General features: G+C 67.9%; 16 protein-coding genes. 12 read left to right on the top strand and 4 right to left on the bottom strand.

Annotated features, from left to right (window positions below; genetic code table 11):
* Positions 1 to 491 precede the first annotated feature (491 nt).
* The gene (locus tag FYW95_RS26740) at positions 492 to 1,400 is read right to left on the bottom strand and encodes a LysR family transcriptional regulator (protein WP_159944634.1); all 909 of its coding nucleotides are present in this window, start codon (positions 1,398 to 1,400) and stop codon (positions 492 to 494) included.
* A 279-nt stretch (positions 1,401 to 1,679) separates the two neighbouring features.
* Between FYW95_RS26740 and FYW95_RS26735 the strand changes: the two genes are divergently transcribed.
* The 6 genes from FYW95_RS26735 (at position 1,680) to FYW95_RS26710 (ending at position 8,116) form a co-directional block, all read left to right on the top strand.
* On the top strand, positions 1,680 to 2,996 hold the full coding sequence (locus tag FYW95_RS26735) for an MFS transporter (RefSeq protein WP_159944635.1): 1,317 nt from the start codon (positions 1,680 to 1,682) through the stop codon (positions 2,994 to 2,996).
* A 137-nt stretch (positions 2,997 to 3,133) separates the two neighbouring features.
* Positions 3,134 to 4,411 (top strand): flavin-containing monooxygenase, encoded by a 1,278-nt coding sequence (locus FYW95_RS26730; RefSeq protein ID WP_160050985.1) that lies wholly within the window; start codon positions 3,134 to 3,136, stop codon positions 4,409 to 4,411.
* Between the two features lie 7 nt (positions 4,412 to 4,418).
* The gene (locus FYW95_RS26725; protein ID WP_159944637.1) at positions 4,419 to 4,841 is read left to right on the top strand and encodes a RidA family protein; all 423 of its coding nucleotides are present in this window, start codon (positions 4,419 to 4,421) and stop codon (positions 4,839 to 4,841) included.
* Positions 4,838 to 5,506 (top strand): DUF1028 domain-containing protein, encoded by a 669-nt coding sequence (locus FYW95_RS26720; RefSeq protein ID WP_159944638.1) that lies wholly within the window; start codon positions 4,838 to 4,840, stop codon positions 5,504 to 5,506. The genes FYW95_RS26725 and FYW95_RS26720 overlap by 4 nt, the downstream gene beginning before the upstream one ends.
* Complete coding sequence (locus tag FYW95_RS26715; protein WP_159944639.1) at positions 5,496 to 6,701, top strand: M20 family metallopeptidase; 1,206 nt, start codon at positions 5,496 to 5,498, stop codon at positions 6,699 to 6,701. Before FYW95_RS26720 ends, FYW95_RS26715 begins: the two co-directional genes overlap by 11 nt.
* Positions 6,698 to 8,116, top strand: coding sequence for an aspartate ammonia-lyase (locus tag FYW95_RS26710; RefSeq protein ID WP_159944640.1), 1,419 nt, complete (start codon positions 6,698 to 6,700; stop codon positions 8,114 to 8,116). The genes FYW95_RS26715 and FYW95_RS26710 overlap by 4 nt, the downstream gene beginning before the upstream one ends.
* A gap of 461 nt (positions 8,117 to 8,577) precedes the next feature.
* Here FYW95_RS26710 and FYW95_RS26705 read toward each other — a convergent pair whose 3' ends face one another.
* Genes FYW95_RS26705 through FYW95_RS26695 form a run of 3 tightly spaced genes read right to left on the bottom strand, consistent with a single transcriptional unit; the run spans position 8,578 to position 12,931 of the window.
* Positions 8,578 to 9,972, bottom strand: coding sequence for an APC family permease (locus tag FYW95_RS26705; protein WP_159944641.1), 1,395 nt, complete (start codon positions 9,970 to 9,972; stop codon positions 8,578 to 8,580).
* Complete coding sequence (locus FYW95_RS26700) at positions 9,969 to 11,396, bottom strand: aspartate aminotransferase family protein (RefSeq protein ID WP_159944642.1); 1,428 nt, start codon at positions 11,394 to 11,396, stop codon at positions 9,969 to 9,971. Before FYW95_RS26700 ends, FYW95_RS26705 begins: the two co-directional genes overlap by 4 nt.
* A gap of 50 nt (positions 11,397 to 11,446) precedes the next feature.
* Positions 11,447 to 12,931 carry an aldehyde dehydrogenase family protein gene (locus FYW95_RS26695; protein ID WP_159944643.1) on the bottom strand — a complete coding sequence of 495 codons (1,485 nt, stop codon included), beginning with the start codon at positions 12,929 to 12,931 and terminating at the stop codon, positions 11,447 to 11,449.
* Positions 12,932 to 13,140: 209 nt separating this feature from the next.
* On the opposite strand from FYW95_RS26695, the gene FYW95_RS26690 reads away from it, so the two are divergent.
* The 6 genes from FYW95_RS26690 (at position 13,141) to FYW95_RS26665 (ending at position 18,129) form a co-directional block, all read left to right on the top strand.
* Complete coding sequence (locus FYW95_RS26690; RefSeq protein WP_159944644.1) at positions 13,141 to 13,725, top strand: TetR/AcrR family transcriptional regulator; 585 nt, start codon at positions 13,141 to 13,143, stop codon at positions 13,723 to 13,725.
* Positions 13,726 to 13,929: 204 nt separating this feature from the next.
* The gene (locus FYW95_RS26685) at positions 13,930 to 14,163 is read left to right on the top strand and encodes a helix-turn-helix domain-containing protein (protein ID WP_255459380.1); all 234 of its coding nucleotides are present in this window, start codon (positions 13,930 to 13,932) and stop codon (positions 14,161 to 14,163) included.
* Positions 14,164 to 14,337: 174 nt separating this feature from the next.
* On the top strand, positions 14,338 to 14,721 hold the full coding sequence (locus FYW95_RS26680) for a transposase (RefSeq protein ID WP_236568002.1): 384 nt from the start codon (positions 14,338 to 14,340) through the stop codon (positions 14,719 to 14,721).
* Between the two features lie 307 nt (positions 14,722 to 15,028).
* Positions 15,029 to 15,325: a lactococcin 972 family bacteriocin gene (locus tag FYW95_RS26675; RefSeq protein WP_370462989.1), complete on the top strand. Its 297-nt coding sequence runs from the start codon at positions 15,029 to 15,031 to the stop codon at positions 15,323 to 15,325.
* Between the two features lie 76 nt (positions 15,326 to 15,401).
* On the top strand, positions 15,402 to 17,462 hold the full coding sequence (locus FYW95_RS26670) for a hypothetical protein (RefSeq protein ID WP_160050984.1): 2,061 nt from the start codon (positions 15,402 to 15,404) through the stop codon (positions 17,460 to 17,462).
* Positions 17,463 to 17,493: 31 nt separating this feature from the next.
* Positions 17,494 to 18,129, top strand: coding sequence for an ATP-binding cassette domain-containing protein (locus FYW95_RS26665; RefSeq protein WP_159944647.1), 636 nt, complete (start codon positions 17,494 to 17,496; stop codon positions 18,127 to 18,129).
* The last annotated feature ends 204 nt before the right edge of the window (positions 18,130 to 18,333 follow it).

The following is an 18,333-nucleotide window of genomic DNA, read 5'->3' as shown; positions in this document are numbered from 1 at the left end:
CCGGTCCTGCGCGCCGCGCCGCAGCCCGGCGCCCTGGTCGGCCTGCCCGGGGACTGCTCCGGCCTGGACGTCTTCGACCTCGACTTCGAGGAGGCCGGGCGGTTGATGGTGGAGCACATGCACCGGCGACGTTGGCGTTGGCGGCGGGTGTGGAGTTGAAGGTGGTGCAGACGATGCTGGGGCACGCGAGCATCGTGCTCACGGCGGACACTTACTCCAGTGTGTTGCCGCAGGTCGCGCGGGAGGCGGCGGAGCGAACGGCGTGGCTGGTGCTGCGTGACTCCGGCGGGACGCATCAGCGGAGGCGGGCTCGAAGGGTGAAGGCGGGGCTGGTCCCATCTCGGTCCCACCCTGGTCCCATCAGCGCAACGGCTCCTCGAAGATGAGGCCGCGCACCCCGTTTTACCTGGGGTTTTGTGGTGCACCCGGCAGGATTCGAACCTGCGGCCATCGGATTAGAAGGCCCACCGTGCCACTTCGCCGCCGGCAGGTCAGACCACGGCCTCCCTGCAGACGTCGATGAAGGCCTCCATCCGCCGCACGGGCCTGCGGCCGGCGAGCCGCATGACCTCGATTCCGAGTCCTTCGGACCGGAGGTCAAGCTCCCTGGTCGCGTAGGGCAGGTCCTCGTAGCTGCGCTCGAGCACGGTGCGCTGGGTGAGCAGTGCGTTACCCAGACCGCGGGCCACCAGGGCGCGCACCATCTCGAAGCTCGTGGTGCGAAAGCGCACGTTCGGCGTCAGCCCGGCCTTGTCGAACAGGCCGAGGAAGTAGTCGCCGCCGGGCGGTAGGTCGAAGAGGATCAGCGGCTCGGTTGCCAGGTCCACCAGTGTCAGCACGCCCTTCGAGCTCAGGGGCCCGTCCACCGGGATGAGCGCGTAGGGGGGATCGGATCGCAGCCACTGCGAAGTCACGCCGATCGCCGGGCGGACGGTGGCCAGTTCGTAGTGGTAGGTGATCGCCAGGTCTATGCGGGAGTTCAGCAGGTCGTCCAGGAGGGTCCCGTGGGACGCCTCGACGAACGAGAGCCGCACTCGCGGATGCCGACGCGAGAATTCCGCGATGACCTTCGGCAGTAGGATCGGCGCGATGGTCGCATAGCACCCGACGGTGAGGTCCCCCGCGACCTCCCCCCTCTCCCGGCTGGCGGTCTCCCGGAGCTGTTCGAGGCCGGCCCGCACGTCGTCGGCCGCGGCCAGGGCGCGTTGCCCCGCCGCAGTGAGGCGCATCCCCCTGGGGGAGCGGACGAAGAGGGTGACCCCCAGCGCCGACTCCAGGTCGGTCAGCGCAGTCGACACGGTCGACTGCGAGACGAACAGCTCCCGCGCCGCCGCCGTCACCGATCCGAGCCTGGCGATGGCTCTCAGGTACTCCAGCTGCCGCAGGCTGACATCGCCCATCGGTCCGGCCCTCCCGTCCAGGGGATCGGTTTTTCCGAAGGAGACCTTCGGATCTATGTGTTTTACAGATCCTAGTCCTCGCCTGGATAGTGGTGACCCATGACACAGGCAGGTCGGATGCCGACGGCACCGGAGGCCCTACCGAGCCCCCGCGAAGCGCTCGACTCACACTCCCTCGAACGAGCGACCTCCTGACCATTCACAGGAACGCCCAGGCCGGGAGGCCACCGCGGCCTCCCGGACGCCGCTGCGTACGAGGACGAGATCCCAGGAGGAGAAATGACGAGCGAGGTCTCAGAGCAGGTGGACGGGAAGGACCTGCGACGGAGCGTGTTCGCCGGGGCGGTGGGCGTCTTCGTCCACTGGTTCGACTGGGCCGTCTACGCGTACCTGGCCACCACCATGGCGAAGGTGTTCTTCCCCGAGCAGGACGGCACCACCGGCCTGCTGTCGGTGTTCGCCGTCTTCGCCGTGGCGTTCTTCGTGCGCCCGCTCGGCTCGGTGCTCTTCGGACACCTCGGCGACCGCTTCGGCCGCAGGGCCACGCTGTCGATCGTCATCATCTCGATGGCGGCGGGCACGCTCATGCTCGGACTGCTGCCCACCTACGAGTCCGTCGGCATCATCGCTCCGATCCTGCTCGTGGTCGCCCGCATCATCCAAGGGCTCGCCGCGGGCGGGGAGTTCGGCTCGGCCGCGGCCTTCCTCGCGGAGTTCTCACCACCCGGACGCCGCGGGTTCGGGTGCTCGTGGATCGAGTTCGGCTCCGTCGGCGGGTTCCTGTGCGCGTCCGTGGTCGTCTGGGGCCTGCACTTCGCCTTCCCCGCCGAGGCCGTCCTCGACTGGGCGTGGCGGATCCCCTTCCTGCTGACGGTGCCCCTGGCCGCGGTCGGCCTCTACATCCGCCTGCGCATCGAGGACACGCCCGAGTACCGCGCCCTCGAGGACATGAACAATGTGCCGAGCCAGCCGGTCGTCGAGGTGTTCCGCTCCAACGGCAGGCAGTTCCTCCAGACGGTCGGCATCGAGACCTTCATGAACTCGACCTTCTACATCGTCCTCGTGTACCTGATCACCTATCAGGAAGAGATCGTGGGGGTGCCCGCAGACCGTGCGGCCCTGCTTTCCGCGGCGGCCTCGGTCGTCGCCATGGGGATCATCCCCCTGTCGGGCAGGATGTCCGACCGCCTGGGCCGCAAGCCGGTGCTCTACACCGCCGCCGCCCTGCTGATCGTGGCCGCCGTGCCGCTGTTCCTGCTGATGCAGGTGAACGCCTCGTGGGCGGCGTTCGCCGCGACCTTCGGCCTGGCCGCGATCCTGGCGGTGATCCTGGGCACGCACGCCTCCGCGGTGGCGGAGCTCTTCCCGACACGCACCCGGCAGAGCGGGCTGTCGATGGCCTACAGCGTCGCCGGAGCGCTCTTCGCGGGGACCCTGCCGTACCTGATGACCTGGTTGATCTCGCTCACCGGCAGCAGCATGGTCCCCGCCTTCACCATGGTCGTGATCGGCGCCATCGGCGCGGCCACGCTGCGCACCATGCCCGAGACCAGCGGTTCCGACCTCCTGCACCAGAGCGACCGGGCCCTGCGCTGAACCGCCTCCCGTGCTCGGGAAGGGTCGCGCCGGGCCCCGGGGCACCGCCCGCGGACAACAGCCGGGCAGCCGGAGAAAGCACGCAGGGCGTGCCCGCTTGGAAACCACACGCGTTGATCGAACCCCGGAGGTTTCGAATGTCAGTAGAAGAGATCGAGGTCGTCGTCGTCGGAGGGGGGCAGGCCGGGATCGCGATGAGCGAGCACCTCATCGATCGCAGGGTGCCGCATGTCGTCCTGGAGAGGAACCGCGTCGCCGAGCGCTGGCGCTCGGAGCGATGGGACTCACTGGTCACGAACGGGCCCGTCTGGCACGACCGGTTCCCCGGGCTGGAGTTCACCGGCCTGGACCCTGAGGACTTCGCCTCCAAGGACCGGGTCGCGGACTACCTGGAAACCTACGCCGAGAAGATCGGTGCGCCGATCCGATGCGGGGTCGAGGTGACCTCGGTGCGCCGGAACACCGGCCGCCGGGGGTTCCGGGTCCGGACCTCGGACGGGGACTTCGACGCCCGCTACGTCGTGGCCGCCACCGGTCCGTTCCAGCGGCCGGTCGTCCCCCCGGTCATCCCCGAGGACGCGGGCCTGACCCAGCTGCACTCCAGCGCCTACCGCAACCCCGCACAACTGCCCGAGGGCGGTGTGCTCGTGGTCGGATCGGGCTCGTCGGGGGTCCAGATCGCCGAGGAACTCCGCGCCTCCGGCCGACAGGTCCACCTCTCCGTCGGTCCGCACGACCGCCCACCGCGCAGGTACCGGGGACACGACTTCGTCTGGTGGCTGGGCGTCCTCGGCAAGTGGGAGGCCTCGGCTCCTCCCCAGGGAGCCGAGCACGTCACGATCGCGGTCAGCGGCGCGCACGGCGGCCACACCGTGGACTTCCGGGGCCTGGCCGAGCGCGGTATCACGCTGGTCGGTCGGACGGAGTCCTTCCAAGCCGGGGTCGTCCGCTTCGCGCCCGACCTGCGGGACAACATCGCCTGCGGCGACGCCAATTACCTGGCCCTGCTGGACGAGGCCGACGCCTACGTCGAGCGCAACGGCCTCGACCTCCCCGAGGAGCCACTGGCCCGGGTGCTGGGCGAGTACCCGGAGTCGGTGACCGACCCCGTCCTGGAACTCGACCTCGCCGCCGCCGGGATCACGACCGTCCTCTGGGCGACCGGCTTCACCGCCGACTACGACTGGCTGCGGGTGGACGCCTTCGACGAGGACGGCAGACCCAGACACCAGCGCGGAGTCTCCTCCGAGCCCGGCGTCTACTTCATGGGACTGCCGTGGCAGTCCCGCCGCGGTTCGAGCTTCATCTGGGGAGCCTGGCACGACGCCAAGTACGTGGCCGACCAGATCTCCATCCAGCGCGGCTACATGGAGCACAACGACTCACACCCGCGTCCGTCCCACACCCAGGGGTGATCACATCATGACCACGCACACGCGCATCCGTAAGTTCAACACCAAGGACACCTACCCAGAGCAGAACCTCGACAACGACCTGTGCCAAGCCGTGGTGGCCGGAGGCGTCGTGTACCTGCGCGGCCAGATCGGCCAGGACCTGGACACCCGGGAGTCCGTCGGCGTCGGCGACGTGCGCGCACAGACCGAGAAGGCCATGGCCAACATCGACCTCCTGCTCAAGGAGGCGGGCAGCGGTCTGCGGGACATCGTCAAGGTGACCATCTACCTCGTCGACCCGCGCTACCGTGAGGACGTCTACCGCGAGGTGGGGCGCTGGCTGAAGGGGGTCTACCCGGTCTCCACGGGCATCGTCGTCCAGGCTCTGGCCCGGCCCGAGTGGCTCGTGGAGATCGACGCGACGGCCGTGATCTCGGGGGGCGGGAAGTGACCTTCTCCATCGCGGCCCACCAGGACGGCAGATTCGGCGTCGCCGCCGCCTCGTCCTCTCCCGCCGTCGCCGCGCGGGTCGTCCACCTGCGCGACTCCGTCGGCGCGGTCGCCTCACAGAACATCACCGATCCGCGACTGGGAACGGTACTGCTGGACCGGCTCGCCGCGGGAGCGAGCCCCCGGGCGGCGCTCGACTCCGTGGTAGGCGGCGAGCCTGATACCGAGTACCGGCAGCTCACCGTGGTGGACGCCTCCGGCGCCGCGGCCACGTTCAGCGGCAGCCTCACCCTCGGCGTCCACGGTGAGGCCACCGGGCCTCACTGCGCCGCCGCTGGGAACATGCTCTCGGCCCCCGGCGTCCCCGCGGCCATGTGCGAGGCCTTCGGCTCGGCCCGGGGAGAGCTGGAGGAACGCCTCCTCGCCGCCCTCACCGCAGGCCTCACCGCCGGAGGCGAGGCCGGACCGGTCCACTCAGCGGGGCTGTCCACCGTGTCCGCGAACGGTTGGCCCGACACGGACCTGCGCGTGGACTGGCAGGAGAACCCGATCGAGGCGTTGGGAGGGCTGCTCGAGATCTGGCTCCCCCAGCGCGACGACTACGTCCGGCGCGGCCTGGAACCGGCCGCCTCACCGGGGTACGGAGTGCCGGGCGATGACCGTTGAACCCGGAGCGTTGCCGGGTGTCACGGAGCACCTGGAACGCCTGATCGGCTACTCCGAGACGCTGCACGCCCATCCCGAGACCGCCTGGGAGGAGCACCGCGCGGCGCGGTGGACGGCGGAGCTGCTGGAGGAGTTCGGATTCACCGTCGACACCGGCCACCTCGGCTTCCCCACCGCGGTGCACGCCACCTTCGGTTCCGGTCGGCGCCGGGTCGGCCTCATCGTCGAGTACGACGCGCTGCCCGGTCTGGGCCACGCCTGCGGGCACAACCTGATCGCCGCTATGTCGGCGGGCGCGGCGATCGCGCTCCGACCGTGGGCCGACCGACTCGACCTGCGCATCGACGTGATCGCCACCCCGGCCGAGGAGGGCGGTGGAGGGAAGATCGAACTGCTCGACGCCGGGGCCTTCCGGGACCTGGACCTGGCGCTGATGGCCCATCCCGGGCCGGTCGACGCCCCGCGGGCCGAGCCCTACGCCGTCGCCCACGATCACGTCCGCTTCACCGGGCGGTCGGCTCACGCCGCCGCCTACCCGCACGAGGGCCGTAACGCGAACGACGCCTTCGTCATCGCCCAGGTGGCCCTCGGCCTGCTGCGCCAGCAGCTCCCGCCGGGCACCCGCGTCCACGGAATCCAGACGGTGGGGGGACAGGCGCCCAACGCCATCCCAGCCGTGACCGAGGGCCGCTGGTACACCCGGGCTGAGAGCCTGGCACAGCTGGAACCGCTGCGCCGCCGGGTGGAACAGTGCTTCCAGGCCGGAGCGCTGGCGACGGACACCACGGTGGAGTTCACACCGGAGTCGCAGCCCTATTCGGAATTCCGTACCGACGAGCGCGCGCTGGAGATCTACACCCGCCACGCCCTCGCGCTCGGGCGGCGATTCGACGCGCCCGCGGAACACCAGACGATGAACCGCGCCTCGACCGACATGGGCAACGTCTCCCAGCACGTGCCGGCCATCCACCCCTACATCGGCCTGGGCTGCTTTCCGATCAGCAACCACCAGCCCGAGTTCGCCGCCGTCTGCGTGGGGGAGGCCGCCAACCGGGTCATCGCCGACGGCGCCACCCTGCTCGCCCGCACGGCGCACGAATACTTCACCCCGGCACCCGAGCCCGGGCCCCTCCGGGGTGGTTCGGAGGACGGCGCGCCCGGGGCTGGACGACGCTCGGAAAAGGAGCGGACATGAGCGCCGATGCGGTCGTGGAGAGAACGGAGACCGACGCACTCGGTGAAGTGACGATCCCGGCGGAAGCACTCTGGGGGATCAACACCGCGCGGGCCAGAGCGAACTTCCCCGTCACCGGTCGCCCATGCGGCGAACTGCGCGATCTCGTCTGGGCCTACGGGGCGGTCAAGCTCGCCGCCTGCCGAGCCAACGCCGCGGAAGGGCTGCTGGACCGGGCCCAGGCGCAGGCGATCGCCGAGGCCTGCCACGAACTCATGCGGGGCGCCCTCGACCGGGAGATCCTCGTCGACCGGATCCAGGGCGGCGCGGGGACCAGCACCAACATGAACGTGAACGAGGTGGTGGCCAACCGGGCGCTGCAACTCCTCGGCCTCGAGCCGGGGTCCTACGAGGTGGTCGACCCGCTCGACCACGTCAACCGCAGCCAGAGCACCAACGACACCTACCCCACCGCGGTCAGACTCGCGGTCCACCGCGGTATCGAGCGCCTCGTGCCCGCGCTCGGCAGGCTCGCCACCGAGTTCGAGTCGCGTTCGGTGGATTTTCGCGACATCGTGAAGATGGGGCGCACCCAGTTGCAGGACGCGGTGCCCATGACACTGGGGCAGGAGTTCGCGGCTTTCGCGGAGACGGTCCGGGAGGACGCCGCCAGACTGCAGGAGCTCCTGCCCCACCTGCGCGAGGTGAACCTCGGCGCCACGGCGATCGGTACCGGCATCACCGCCCCCGTCGGATACCGGCGGAGGGTGGTGGCGGAGCTCGCCGAAGTCACGGGGTACCCCCTGACCCCGGCCAGTGACTTGGTCGAGGCGACCTCAGACACCGGTGTGTTCGTACTGGCCTCCGGGCTCCTCAAACGCTGCGCGGTGAAGCTGTCGAAGATCAGCAACGACCTCAGGCTCCTCGCCTCCGGCCCACAGGCAGGGCTGCGGGAGATCGTTCTCCCTCCGGTACAGGCGGGATCCTCGATCATGCCGGGAAAGGTCAATCCCGTCATCCCGGAGACCGTGAACCAGGTGGCGTTCCTGGTCGTGGGCGCGGACACGACCGTGACCATGGCGGCCGAGGCCGGGCAACTGCAGCTCAACGCCTTCGGTCCGGTCATCGCCTCGTCGCTGTTGGACTCGGTCGCCCTGCTGACGAGTGCGGTGGACCTGCTCACCGAGCGTTGTGTGAGCGGCGTCCGCGCCGACGGCGAGTCCATCACAGCACGTACCAGAGGCAGTCTCGCCGTCGCCACCGGGCTCGTCCCCCTCCTCGGGTACGCACCCACGGCGGCTCTGGTGAAGGAGGCGCTGAAGGGTCACCGCGCGTTGGTCGATTTGGTCCTGGAACGGGGACTGCTCGACGAGGAACGGCTCAACGCGGCGCTGGCACCGGAGAATCTGACCGGTGAAGGCCCTACGGCTCCGTAGACCGGCGAACCGCGTGTGCGAGTGCGCTTCCCACGGTCGGCTCCGACGGCCCTGACGTCGAAGCCGACCCCCGCTGCGGTCCCACATTCGCCCGGTGCTTCCGGGTGTTCGGTGACGGCGCAGCCCCGAGACCTTTCCCGGTCTGACCCCCAGGTCGTTGAAGGCAAAACCCCTGAATCTCTCGCACGCACGGCGAAGGGCGTCGAGGGCCGGTGTGCAAAGTGACCTCGGCGCCCCTCCGGTGGCGCCCTGCGTTCACCTGGACGGCCACGTGGGCCCATCGGGGAACGACCCCGCGGGCAGGTTCTGAGCCGGGATCTCCCCTCGCGGATCCCGTCCTGGCCGATCCTCACGCTGTACGGTCCCAGGCCTGCGACGCGGACGTGCTCTTCGGGGCACCCTCCAGAGGGTGCCCCGAAGAGCGCGTCCGCCGGGACCGGGAGAGCCCGGCGAACGCGGGATCAGGTCGCGTGGTCGTCCATGGTGGGGGTCGGTCGTGAGAATCCGCGGGTGAGGCGGAGCAGGAGAAGGAAGCCGACGGCCACCCAGCACAGGCCGATGGCGAAGCTCTGCCAGGACAGCGACGTCCACAGCCCCAGGGTCAGCGCCACACCGATGCCCGGGACGAGCACGTAGCGGAGCAAGTCCGTGCCGCGTCGCCTGCCCAGGCCGATCGCGTAGTGCTTGATGACGCCCAGGTTGACGAAGGTGAAGGCGATCAGAGCCCCGAAACTGACCAGGGCCGCGGCCAGTTCCAACGACATGACGCAGGCCAGCAGGGACACCGCCCCCACCGCCAGGGTGGCCAGGTGCGGAGTCCGGTACTTCGGGTGCACGGCTCCGAAGACCCGCTTGGGCAGCGTGCCGTCACGTCCCATGGAGAACAGGATCCGCGAAACCGAACTCTGGGCCGCCATGGCCGAGGCGAAACAGGCCGTGACGTAGGCCGCGGTGAAGAACGCCGCCAGGAAGCCTCCCCCGGCGCGAGCCATCACCTCGACCGAGGCGGAGTCGGGATCGTTGAGGTTCTGCCAGTCGGGATAGACCAGGTGACCGACCCAGGCCATGAGGACGAACAGCAGCCCGCAGAAGACCGTGCACAGGATGATCGCCCGGGGGATGGACCTGCGCGGGTCCCGGGCCTCCTCGGAGAGGGTCGAGATGGCGTCGAACCCCAGGAACGACAGGCAGAGGATGGCCGCTCCGCCGATGAGGGCGGTGAGGGAGAAGTCCGGGCCGTAGAACGGGGCGATGAGGTCCGCCGGGGCCGAACGCCCGGACACGGTCAGGTAGCCCATTGTCAGGAACACCACGACGAACACGCCCTGCGCGCTCACCAGCACCATGTTCATGCTGGTCACCAGTTTGATGCCGAGGACGTTCATGCCGGTGACAACGGCGATCGTCAGTAGTACCCAGATCCATCCGGGCACCGAGGGGACCGCGATCTCCATGTAGAGGCCGATGACGATATAGCTGATCGTGGGCAGGAAGATGTAGTCCAGCAGCAGCGCCCAACCGATGATGAATCCCGTGGCCGGGCCGAACGTCTGCTGAGTGTAGGTGTAGGCGGAGCCCGCCACCGGGTAGGCGCGCACCATGTTCGCGTAGGCCAGGGCGGTGAAGAGCATCGCCGCCAGGGTGACGAGGAACGCGGTGGGCAGGTGTCCCAGCGTGATCTCGGTGACGATCCCGTAGGTGGTGAAGGCCGCCAGGGGGACCATGTACGCCAGCCCGAAGAAGAACAGCGAGGGCAGACCGAGCACACGTTTGAGCCCGCGCCCGCCGGTCGGAGGCGCGGCCTGGCCAGACCCCGGTGACGGAGCCGCCTCGGCCGGAGCATCGTGCCCGCTCATCGGAGTCCGCCCGATGCGACGGCCCGGTCCAGCGCCCGCTCGACCAGCCCGACCAGCTCACCGATGTCCGCAGCGTCGGCGACCAGCGGCGGGGAGAGCTGCAGCAGCGGGTTGCCCTCCGCGTCGATGGCGATTCGGCACAGCACCCCGACCTCGGCGGCCGCCGGGGCCAGGTGCTGCTCCACGAACTCGGCTGCCGACAGCCGCTCCGAGGCCCAGGACCGGGCCTCCTTGTCGGTGACCAGCTCCAGGGTGCGGTGGTAGCCGTCACCGCGGACGTCTCCCACCACCGGGTTGTCGCGGAGCCTCTCGAGCCCGGCCGCGAAGGTCCCGCTGTTCGCCCTGACGTTGCCCGGCACGTCCAACCGGCGCATGATCTCCAGGTTGGCCAGTGCCGTGGTGCAGGCCACCGGGTGTCCGCCGTAGGTGAGCGCGTGGTTGTACATACCGGCCGAGCCGTCCAACACGGTCTCGATGATCCGGTCGTCGGCGATCAGACCGCCCAGTGGCACGTAGGCCGAGGCGATGCCCTTGGCGAAGGTGATGATGTCGGGTCGGAAACCGTAGTGGTCCGAACCGAACCACGAACCGAGCCTGCCGAAACCGGTGATCACTTCATCGGCGATCAGCAGGATGCCGTGACGGTCGCAGAGTTCGCGCACACCCTGGAGGTAACCGGTGGGCGGGGTGAGGCTGCCTCCGGCGTTCTGCAGCGGCTCCAGGATGACCGCGGCAACGGTGTCCGCGCCCTCCTGCAGGATCAGTGACTCGAGCTCGGTCAGCAGGAAGGCGGTGAACTCGGTCTCGGTCTCCTGGAACGGGCGCCGGTACCGCTTGGTGTTGGACACGTGTCGGACACCGGACATCAGCGGCTCGAACATCTTGCGTACCTGCACCATCCCGTTGAGGGACATGGCACCGAAGCTGGTGCCGTGGTAGGCGACCCGGCGGGCGATGAACTTCCGGCGGGCGTGATCGCCCCGGCTCGTCTGGTACTGCCGGGCCAGCTTGATGGCGGCCTCGTTGGACTCCGAACCGCTGGAGGTGAAGAACACCCGGTTCAGGTCTCCGGGGGCCAGTTGCGCCAGTTCGGCGGCGAGCCTGGCCGCCGGCGGGTGCGCCGCGCTCCAGGTGGTCTGGAACGGGAGGGTGCGCATCTGTTCGGCGACGGCCTCGCCGATCTCTGCACCGTGCGAGTAGCCCAGCTGGGTGCAGAACAACCCGGCCAGGCCGTCGAAGTAGCGCTTGCCGGATTCGTCGTAGACGTGGCAGCCCTCGCCGCGGGTGAAGATCGGCAAGGGGTCCGTACGGTATTTCGCCGCCGGAGTGAAGTTCATGACCAGGTGGCGTTTGGCCAGCTCTTCGAGGGAGCCGGTGCGGTCGCCTCCCGTGGTCGGGCCGGTGACGGTGGTCTCTGCAGGCATGGTGCTCCTTCGGGGAGTTGCGGTGGTGGCCGTGGACGTGCGGTGCGGGCTCAGCCCCACTGCAGCCAGGTCGTCTTCAGGGCGGTGTAGTTGTCGAAGGCGTGAAGGGAGAGGTCGCGACCGAACCCGGACTGCTTGAAGCCGCCGAAGGGGGTGGTGACCGAGAGGGCGTCCACGGTGTTGACGGACACGGTTCCGGCGACGAGCCTGGCGGCGGTGCGCTGGACACGACGGAAGTCTTCGGTCCACAGCGAGGCGGCCAGTCCGTAGCGGGTGGCGTTGGCCAGGTGCACGGCCTCGTCCTCGGTGTCGAAGGGGTGGACGACGGCCACCGGTCCGAAGACCTCCTCGGTGTGCAGCGGGTGATCGGCGCCCAGGCCGGTGATGACCGCCGGTTCGAGGTAGGCGTCCGATCCGGTGATCTCCACCCGGCGCCCACCGTCCAGCAGTTCGCCGTCGGCCTTGCCCCGTCGGATCCACTCCTGGACGGAGTCGGTGTGCGCGGTGCTGATCAGGGCGCCGTTACCCGCACCACCGCCGAGTGGGTCCGTCGGCCGGTGCGCCTGGGCCGCCTTGACCAGCGCCCGGGTGAACTCCTCGAGTACCGGCCGCTCTACGAGGATCCGGGAGGTTGCCGAGCACACCTGTCCCTGGTTGTAGAAGGCACCGGCCGCGGCCATCTCCGCGGCGCCCGTGAGGTCGGCGTCGGCGAAGACCAGGGTGGAGCTCTTGCCGCCCGCCTCCAAGGCCAGGCGCTTGAGGTTGGAGCGTCCCGAAGCGACGAGCAGTTCACGGGCGACCCGGGTGGAGCCGGTGAATGCGAGGACGTCCACGTCCATGTGGGCGGCGAGCGCGGTTCCGGTCTCGGCGCCGCCCGTGACCACGTTGAGCGCCCCGTCCGGAAGGCCGGCATCGGCGGCCAGGTCGGCCATCCGCAGGGCGGTGAGCGAGGACTGCTCGGAGGGTTTGAGTACGACCGAGTTTCCGGCCGCCAGTGCCGGTGCCACCTTCCAGGAGGCGATCTCCAAGGGGTAGTTCCAGGGGACGATGGCTGCGACCACGCCCAGCGGTTCACGGGCGACCAGGGCCGTCGCTCCCGGCGGGGTGCTGGGCAGCGCACCGGAACACTTGTCGATCGCCTCCGCGTAGTAGCGGAAGGTCGCGATGACGCCGGGAAGGTCCACGGTCGTGGTCTGGGTGATCGGCTTGCCGATGTCGAGCGTCTCCAGTAGTGCCAGCTCCTCGGAATGCCGTTCCAGAGAGTCGGCGAGCCGGAGCAGGACTTCTTTGCGCTCCTGATCGGGCCGAGCGGCCCAGGCGGGCTGGACACGGCGCGCGGCGGCGACGGCACGGTCGACATCGGCGGCCGCGCAGATGCCCAGCTCGGCGATCTGACCGCCGTTCGCGGGGCTGACGACCGGCTCCCGCCGCCCGCCGGTGTCGCGGCGCCTTCCGCCGATGTGCGCTCTCCCGTCCGCGGCCAGGGCGGTCGCCCGGCGATGCCAGTCGGTTCGGGGGTGGTCGGTTCCGCTCATGGGGGTCCCTTCACTGCACTGAGATCAACATGCCGTGACCTGGGTCACAGCTCGATTTTTATTGAACAGTTGTACCAACAAAAATGGCGGACCGGAACTTCGAAGATGCGAACGGGGGGTTCGGCGCAACCGAATGGGATACGGTGGCTGCGATCAGCGGACCTGGACGTGCGTACGAGTCCCCGAAGAAGCCCGAGGAGGAACGATCGATGCCCAAGCTGGTCGATCACCAGTCCCGGCGGCGGGAGATCATCGAGGCCACCTGGGAGCTGATCGCCGAGCGCGGAATCGACAACGTCAGCGTCCGTGACATCGCGAAAGCCGCCTCGTATTCGGCCCCGGGAGCGCTCAACCACTACTTTGGGTCCAAGGACCAGCTGCTCGCCGCCGCGTACCAACTGGTCTGTGACCGCACCGATGAGCGCATCGCGGAAGTCACCGCCGACCGGGTCGGCCTGGAGGCGCTGGAGCTCATGTGCGGCGAGATCGTCCCCGCCGATCCGCTGACCCGGGTCGAGGCGCGGGTCGCGCTCTCCTTCTGGCAGCGGGCTCAGCACGAAGAGGCGCTGCGCTCCATCGGCCGAACGGCGCTGGCCTCATGGAAGCAGCGGATCGTCGGGCACTTCGAAACAGCGGTCGCCGGTGGCGAGATCCGTCCGGTGTCCCCGCCCCTTGTCGCCGACCAGCTCATAGCGCTGATGATGGGACTTCACGTCACGGCCATGCTGGACGGAGAACTCCGCCAGAACACCCTGCAACTGGTCGCCGCGTACATCGAGGCCCTGCGGAGGTAGCCGCACCGCCGAGCAGGCGGACCGGGAGGCGAGCCCAGTGGCCGCTTTCCGACCTTTCGGCCGCCTCGGTCGGCAGGCCGCGGGCGATCGCTCCGTCGCGTGTGGCCGCGTTGCGGCGGGCTTCCACGGCCATACGTGTGGCGCGTTCGCGCAGCTCATCGGGGTACTTCCTCGGTGCTGGCATGACTGTCATCCTTCCCAGGCTTGAGAGCCTCCAATAAACCCGGAACGAGACAGACCATGGCCCGTGTCAACCGGCTCATCCGGGAACGCTTCGGCGTCGGCTATGCCGACCCCTCTGGGGTGTGGCGGATGATGGACCGCCTGGGCCTGTCCTGGCAGGCCCCGGCCGTGCGAGCCGACGAGCAGAACGAGGAGGACATCGCGGCCTGGCGTGACCAGGTCTGGCCGCAGGTCAAAAGACCAAGCCGAGCGTGAAGGCGCCGTCATCGTCTTCGCCGACGAGAGCGGAGCGTGCACCGACCCCCCGTGCGGCGCACCTGGGGCAGGAAGGGCCGCACCCCGCTGATCGCGGCCAGGAAGCGACACCGCACCCGGGTCAACGTCGCCGGATGACTGTGCGTCGACCCGCGCCAGGGCACGGTACGGCTGGTGTACACCGCCAAGCGCGCGTCGATCACGCAGGCAGACCTTCCCGCTCTGATCGACCGCGTCCACGCCCAGCTCCGGGCTCCGATCGTGCTGGTGTGGGACAACCACTCCTCGCACACCACCGGCTGGGTCCGCGGCCAACTGCGGGCCCGGCCGTGGTTGAGCGTGGTTCGCCTGCCCGCCTACGCCCCCGGACTGAACCCGGTGGAGACGCTGTGGTCGCACCTGAAGGCGTTTTTGGCCAACCGGGCCTTCCGGAACGTCGATGAACTGGAGCAGAAGCTGCGTTCGCACCTGAGATCGGTCCAGAAGCGCCCAGGGCTGCTGCGCGGATTCATCCGATCCGTCGGACTCGATCCCGACCTGTTCCCGTCAACCACCTGATCAAAGGTCCGTAGCCTGGGGTTTCCTCGTACCCGGTACGTGCTCCCCATCGGATCAAAGGTCCCCTGGTCACAGGGTCTTCGACCTGCTGTTTTCTGATTATTATTCACGTGTCCGGATCCGGCCATGAACATGAAACGTAGTGAGAATTCGCAGGTGGAGCGTAAGGATGGAGCGCCTAGCAGTGGTGTTTTGAGTCGTTCGGGTCAGAAGAGACATTCGTAATCGTGGTAGCTTCGATCCTGGTTTGAAGCTCCACAGGAAACATGCCTGCGGAGTCCCCACAAGTCGGATCAGGGAAACCCTCATGATGAAAATGATGAAGCGTGCCGCTGTTGCGGCACTGGTGGCTGCAGGAATCGCTGGTGGAGCTGCTGGCATTGCCTCCGCTGCCACCGTAAACGTCGGCGGCGGAACCTGGACCTATGGCGTCGGCGCCACCGTCTACTCGAACTACTACCATGGGTCCGTATGCCACGGATCGTCGGTTCAGGGGCAGTACTACGCTTCCTCCGGCAACACCAGGGCTGGTGTCTGGGCACGTGCTTCTGCTCCGTCTAGGCCGAATGTGGCTGATCAGGCATACTGGAGGAACAGCTGCTGACGCGCTGAAATCAGATAGGGTCCGCCGACCGTTCCCTGGTCGGCGGACCGCCGTGAACCCACCTTGAGCGAGATCCGTGCTGCACCGCAACATCGCCTTCGGTTACCTCATTCCCCTCTTGCTGTCCAACGTTCTGGCGTTTCTAGTTATGAGCCTCTCTGATCAGGAGATGGCCGCTGGAGAGCCACATTTTCTCTGGATCAGAGAGAACAGCAACACCTCCACGTCGACAGAGGTTGCCGCTGCGGTTGAGAGGGCAGCAGAAACCACGGGAAGCATGGTTGTCCTCGATATTCCTGATCTGCGTGATCCAGGGAATCTGCGCCACTTCTATATCGCTGATGGGAATCCTTCCGATCCGAGTGCTGAATGGCTGGAGAACGGGTATCCGGACTTCAGTCCTGCCATGCGCACGGAGACGCATCCTTTCTCGGAAATTTCCCTCGCCGATCCTCGTGGTTACTATATGGTCTTCGGTGAAGAGGAGGACGCATATGTTGTTCAGGACGAGCTCGCGGACGTCGGCCTGACGGGCGACTTTGCCCACCATGACGATGAACGGGTACTCCATCGAGAGGACTACCTCTTGGAGGGCGACCTTTTCAATGTATTGGTGACCACTGCCCTGTGTATCGTCGTCGTCGTTGGCTCCGGGGTTTTGTTGAATGCCCGGTCCTACGGTGTGATGCGGCTCAACGGCCACTCCTATCTGGGTATCCTCAGCCAGGATCTGTTCCGGATCGCGCTTGTGTGGGCGGTCGCTGCTCTTGCCACCACTGTGCTTGTACTCACTTTCCTCGGCCTATACAACGGCTGGGCGCAACTGCGTGAGTTCGCGGACCTCACCGGATGCCTGGTCGCGGGTTTCACAGCGGTCGCGTTGGCCGCGCACGCGCTCGCGCTCGGGATGCTGCACCTATCCGACATACTCGGCGCGCTCAAAGGCAAGCTCCCGGTCAGGTCAACCATCCTGGCCACTTACACCGTTCGAATCACCGTGCTGGTCCTAGCCCTCGGAGCGATCATCGCCCTGGCGGACTCTGCCCGAGAGGTAGACGCCGCCCAAAACGGCTTCGACCACTTTGTTGAGGCGGGCGACACCTCCCAAGTCACGTTCCTCGGTAGTGTCCGGGTCGAGGAGATGGAGGAGGCCTTCGTAACTGACATTGGCCCGTGGCTTCGCGAGGCCGACACAGACGGGCGTACGATCCTGGCTCGCCCAGGACAGGCCGACTACTACGTGTCGCCCGGTTCGCCGTATCCGGATTTCGAGGCATTGCTGGTCAACGATACCTACCTGCAGTATCAGGAGCTCTTCTCCCCGGATGGGGAACGCCACGGCCCGAAGGAGAGCGTCCGTATCCTTCTCCCCGAATCGCGCTCAGACCTCGCCCCTACCCTGACCGAGGGCGTGGAGGCGTGGTTGGACTTCGAGATGCGGGATGAGGAACCTGTCAACGTCGAGGTGCTTGCTCTGGCCAACGGACAGCAGGCGTTCACCTACGGGAGAACCGAACAGGCTACTCTCACAGCCAAGCCTCTGTTCACCGATGCCGTCATCGTCGTGGTCCCTAACGGCATGCTGCCCGCGCCCAGCTACGCCCACCTTGCCTCCCAGGGATACCTGCTGTTTCCGGACGCCGCCGACGTGGAGACAGCCCTTGGCCAGGAATCGCTGTCGTCCTACGTCAACGGGCTACAGCCCGTTGCGCTCGTCGCCGCCGACCAACACGACCAACTCCTGGCCGAGTTGCGTGTTCGCACCGCCAATTTGGCAGCCCTCGGCGTGGTCGTGGCACTGACCGGCCTTGCCGCCTGCCTGGTCTACGTGCGTACCCGCGCCCAGCACATCTTCGCCCGGTACATCAGCGGGTGGACGTTTGTGGCCACCCACCGCCGGATGCTCCTGGCCGAGGCTTGTGTCATGGCCGGCTTCGTAGGTTGGGCGACTTGGTGGACGCTGAACCGGCTCGCCCTACTGCAAAATCCCCAGACCTTCTCGCCTGAGGTGATCGGCACCACCGGGACCCCACCATTCGTCGCCGCAGGTGTCGCTGGGGTCGCCCTTGCCCTCGTCTTCGCCATCCTGGTCCTCTTTCACCGTCGTGTCGTCCGTGAGGGTGCTTCCCAGGCCTGAGGGCCGCAATTTCAGAGAAGGAACTCGTCATATGCTTACCGTGGAGAATCTGTCCAAGTCCTTCGGCCCCCGCACCCTGTGGGAAAACCTGGACCTAACCGTGGAGGCTGGGCGGATGCTCGCCCTGGTCGGGGCCAGCGGCTCAGGTAAGACCACCCTGCTCAACTGCATGGGCTTGCTGGAACGTCCCAGTGGCGGCCGGATCCTGTTCGAGGGCACCGACGTCACCCGCCTGGGCCCGGGCAGGCAACGGCGGTTCCGCCGTGACAAGCTCGGCTACCTCTTCCAGAACTACGCGCTCATCGAGAACGCCACCATCCGGGCCAACCTGAACGTGGCGCGTCGGCGCAGCACCCGTCCCGACTACGCACGGACGCTGGAGCGGGTGGGTTTGGCCGGGCGGGAGAAGGACAAGGCGCATTTCCTGTCCGGCGGTGAACAGCAGCGGGTGGCGCTGGCCCGGCTGATGGTCAAGGAACCCCGCTTGGTCCTGGCAGACGAGCCGACCGGCGCACTTGACGCCGCCAACGGTGGCATGGTCATTGGCGCCTTGCGTGAAATGGCCCATGAGGGGTGCGCGGTGGTGATCGCCACCCACAACGACGTGGTGCGCGACGCCTGCGACACCGTGTTCGACGTGTCTACCCTCCACCTCACCGCAGCGTGACCGAGGGGCGGCTGGGGCCGGGGTATCGAGTACGCCAAGGAAGCGGTAGTGATGCCCTCTCTTGAGATACTGAGACGAGTGTCAACGACGGCTGAAAAGTGACCCCCTCGCGGCGCCTGAAAGTTGACCCCCTCCCTTCGCGTGTGACCTGCTAACGAGCGGTCCCGGCCGATGGCGGAACCCGACCCAGATCCCGGTCCTTCA

The organism is Nocardiopsis sp. FR4, assembly GCF_009830945.1.
GTDB lineage: Bacteria > Actinomycetota > Actinomycetes > Streptosporangiales > Streptosporangiaceae > Nocardiopsis.
This window is presented reverse-complemented; position numbering and strand designations above follow the sequence as displayed.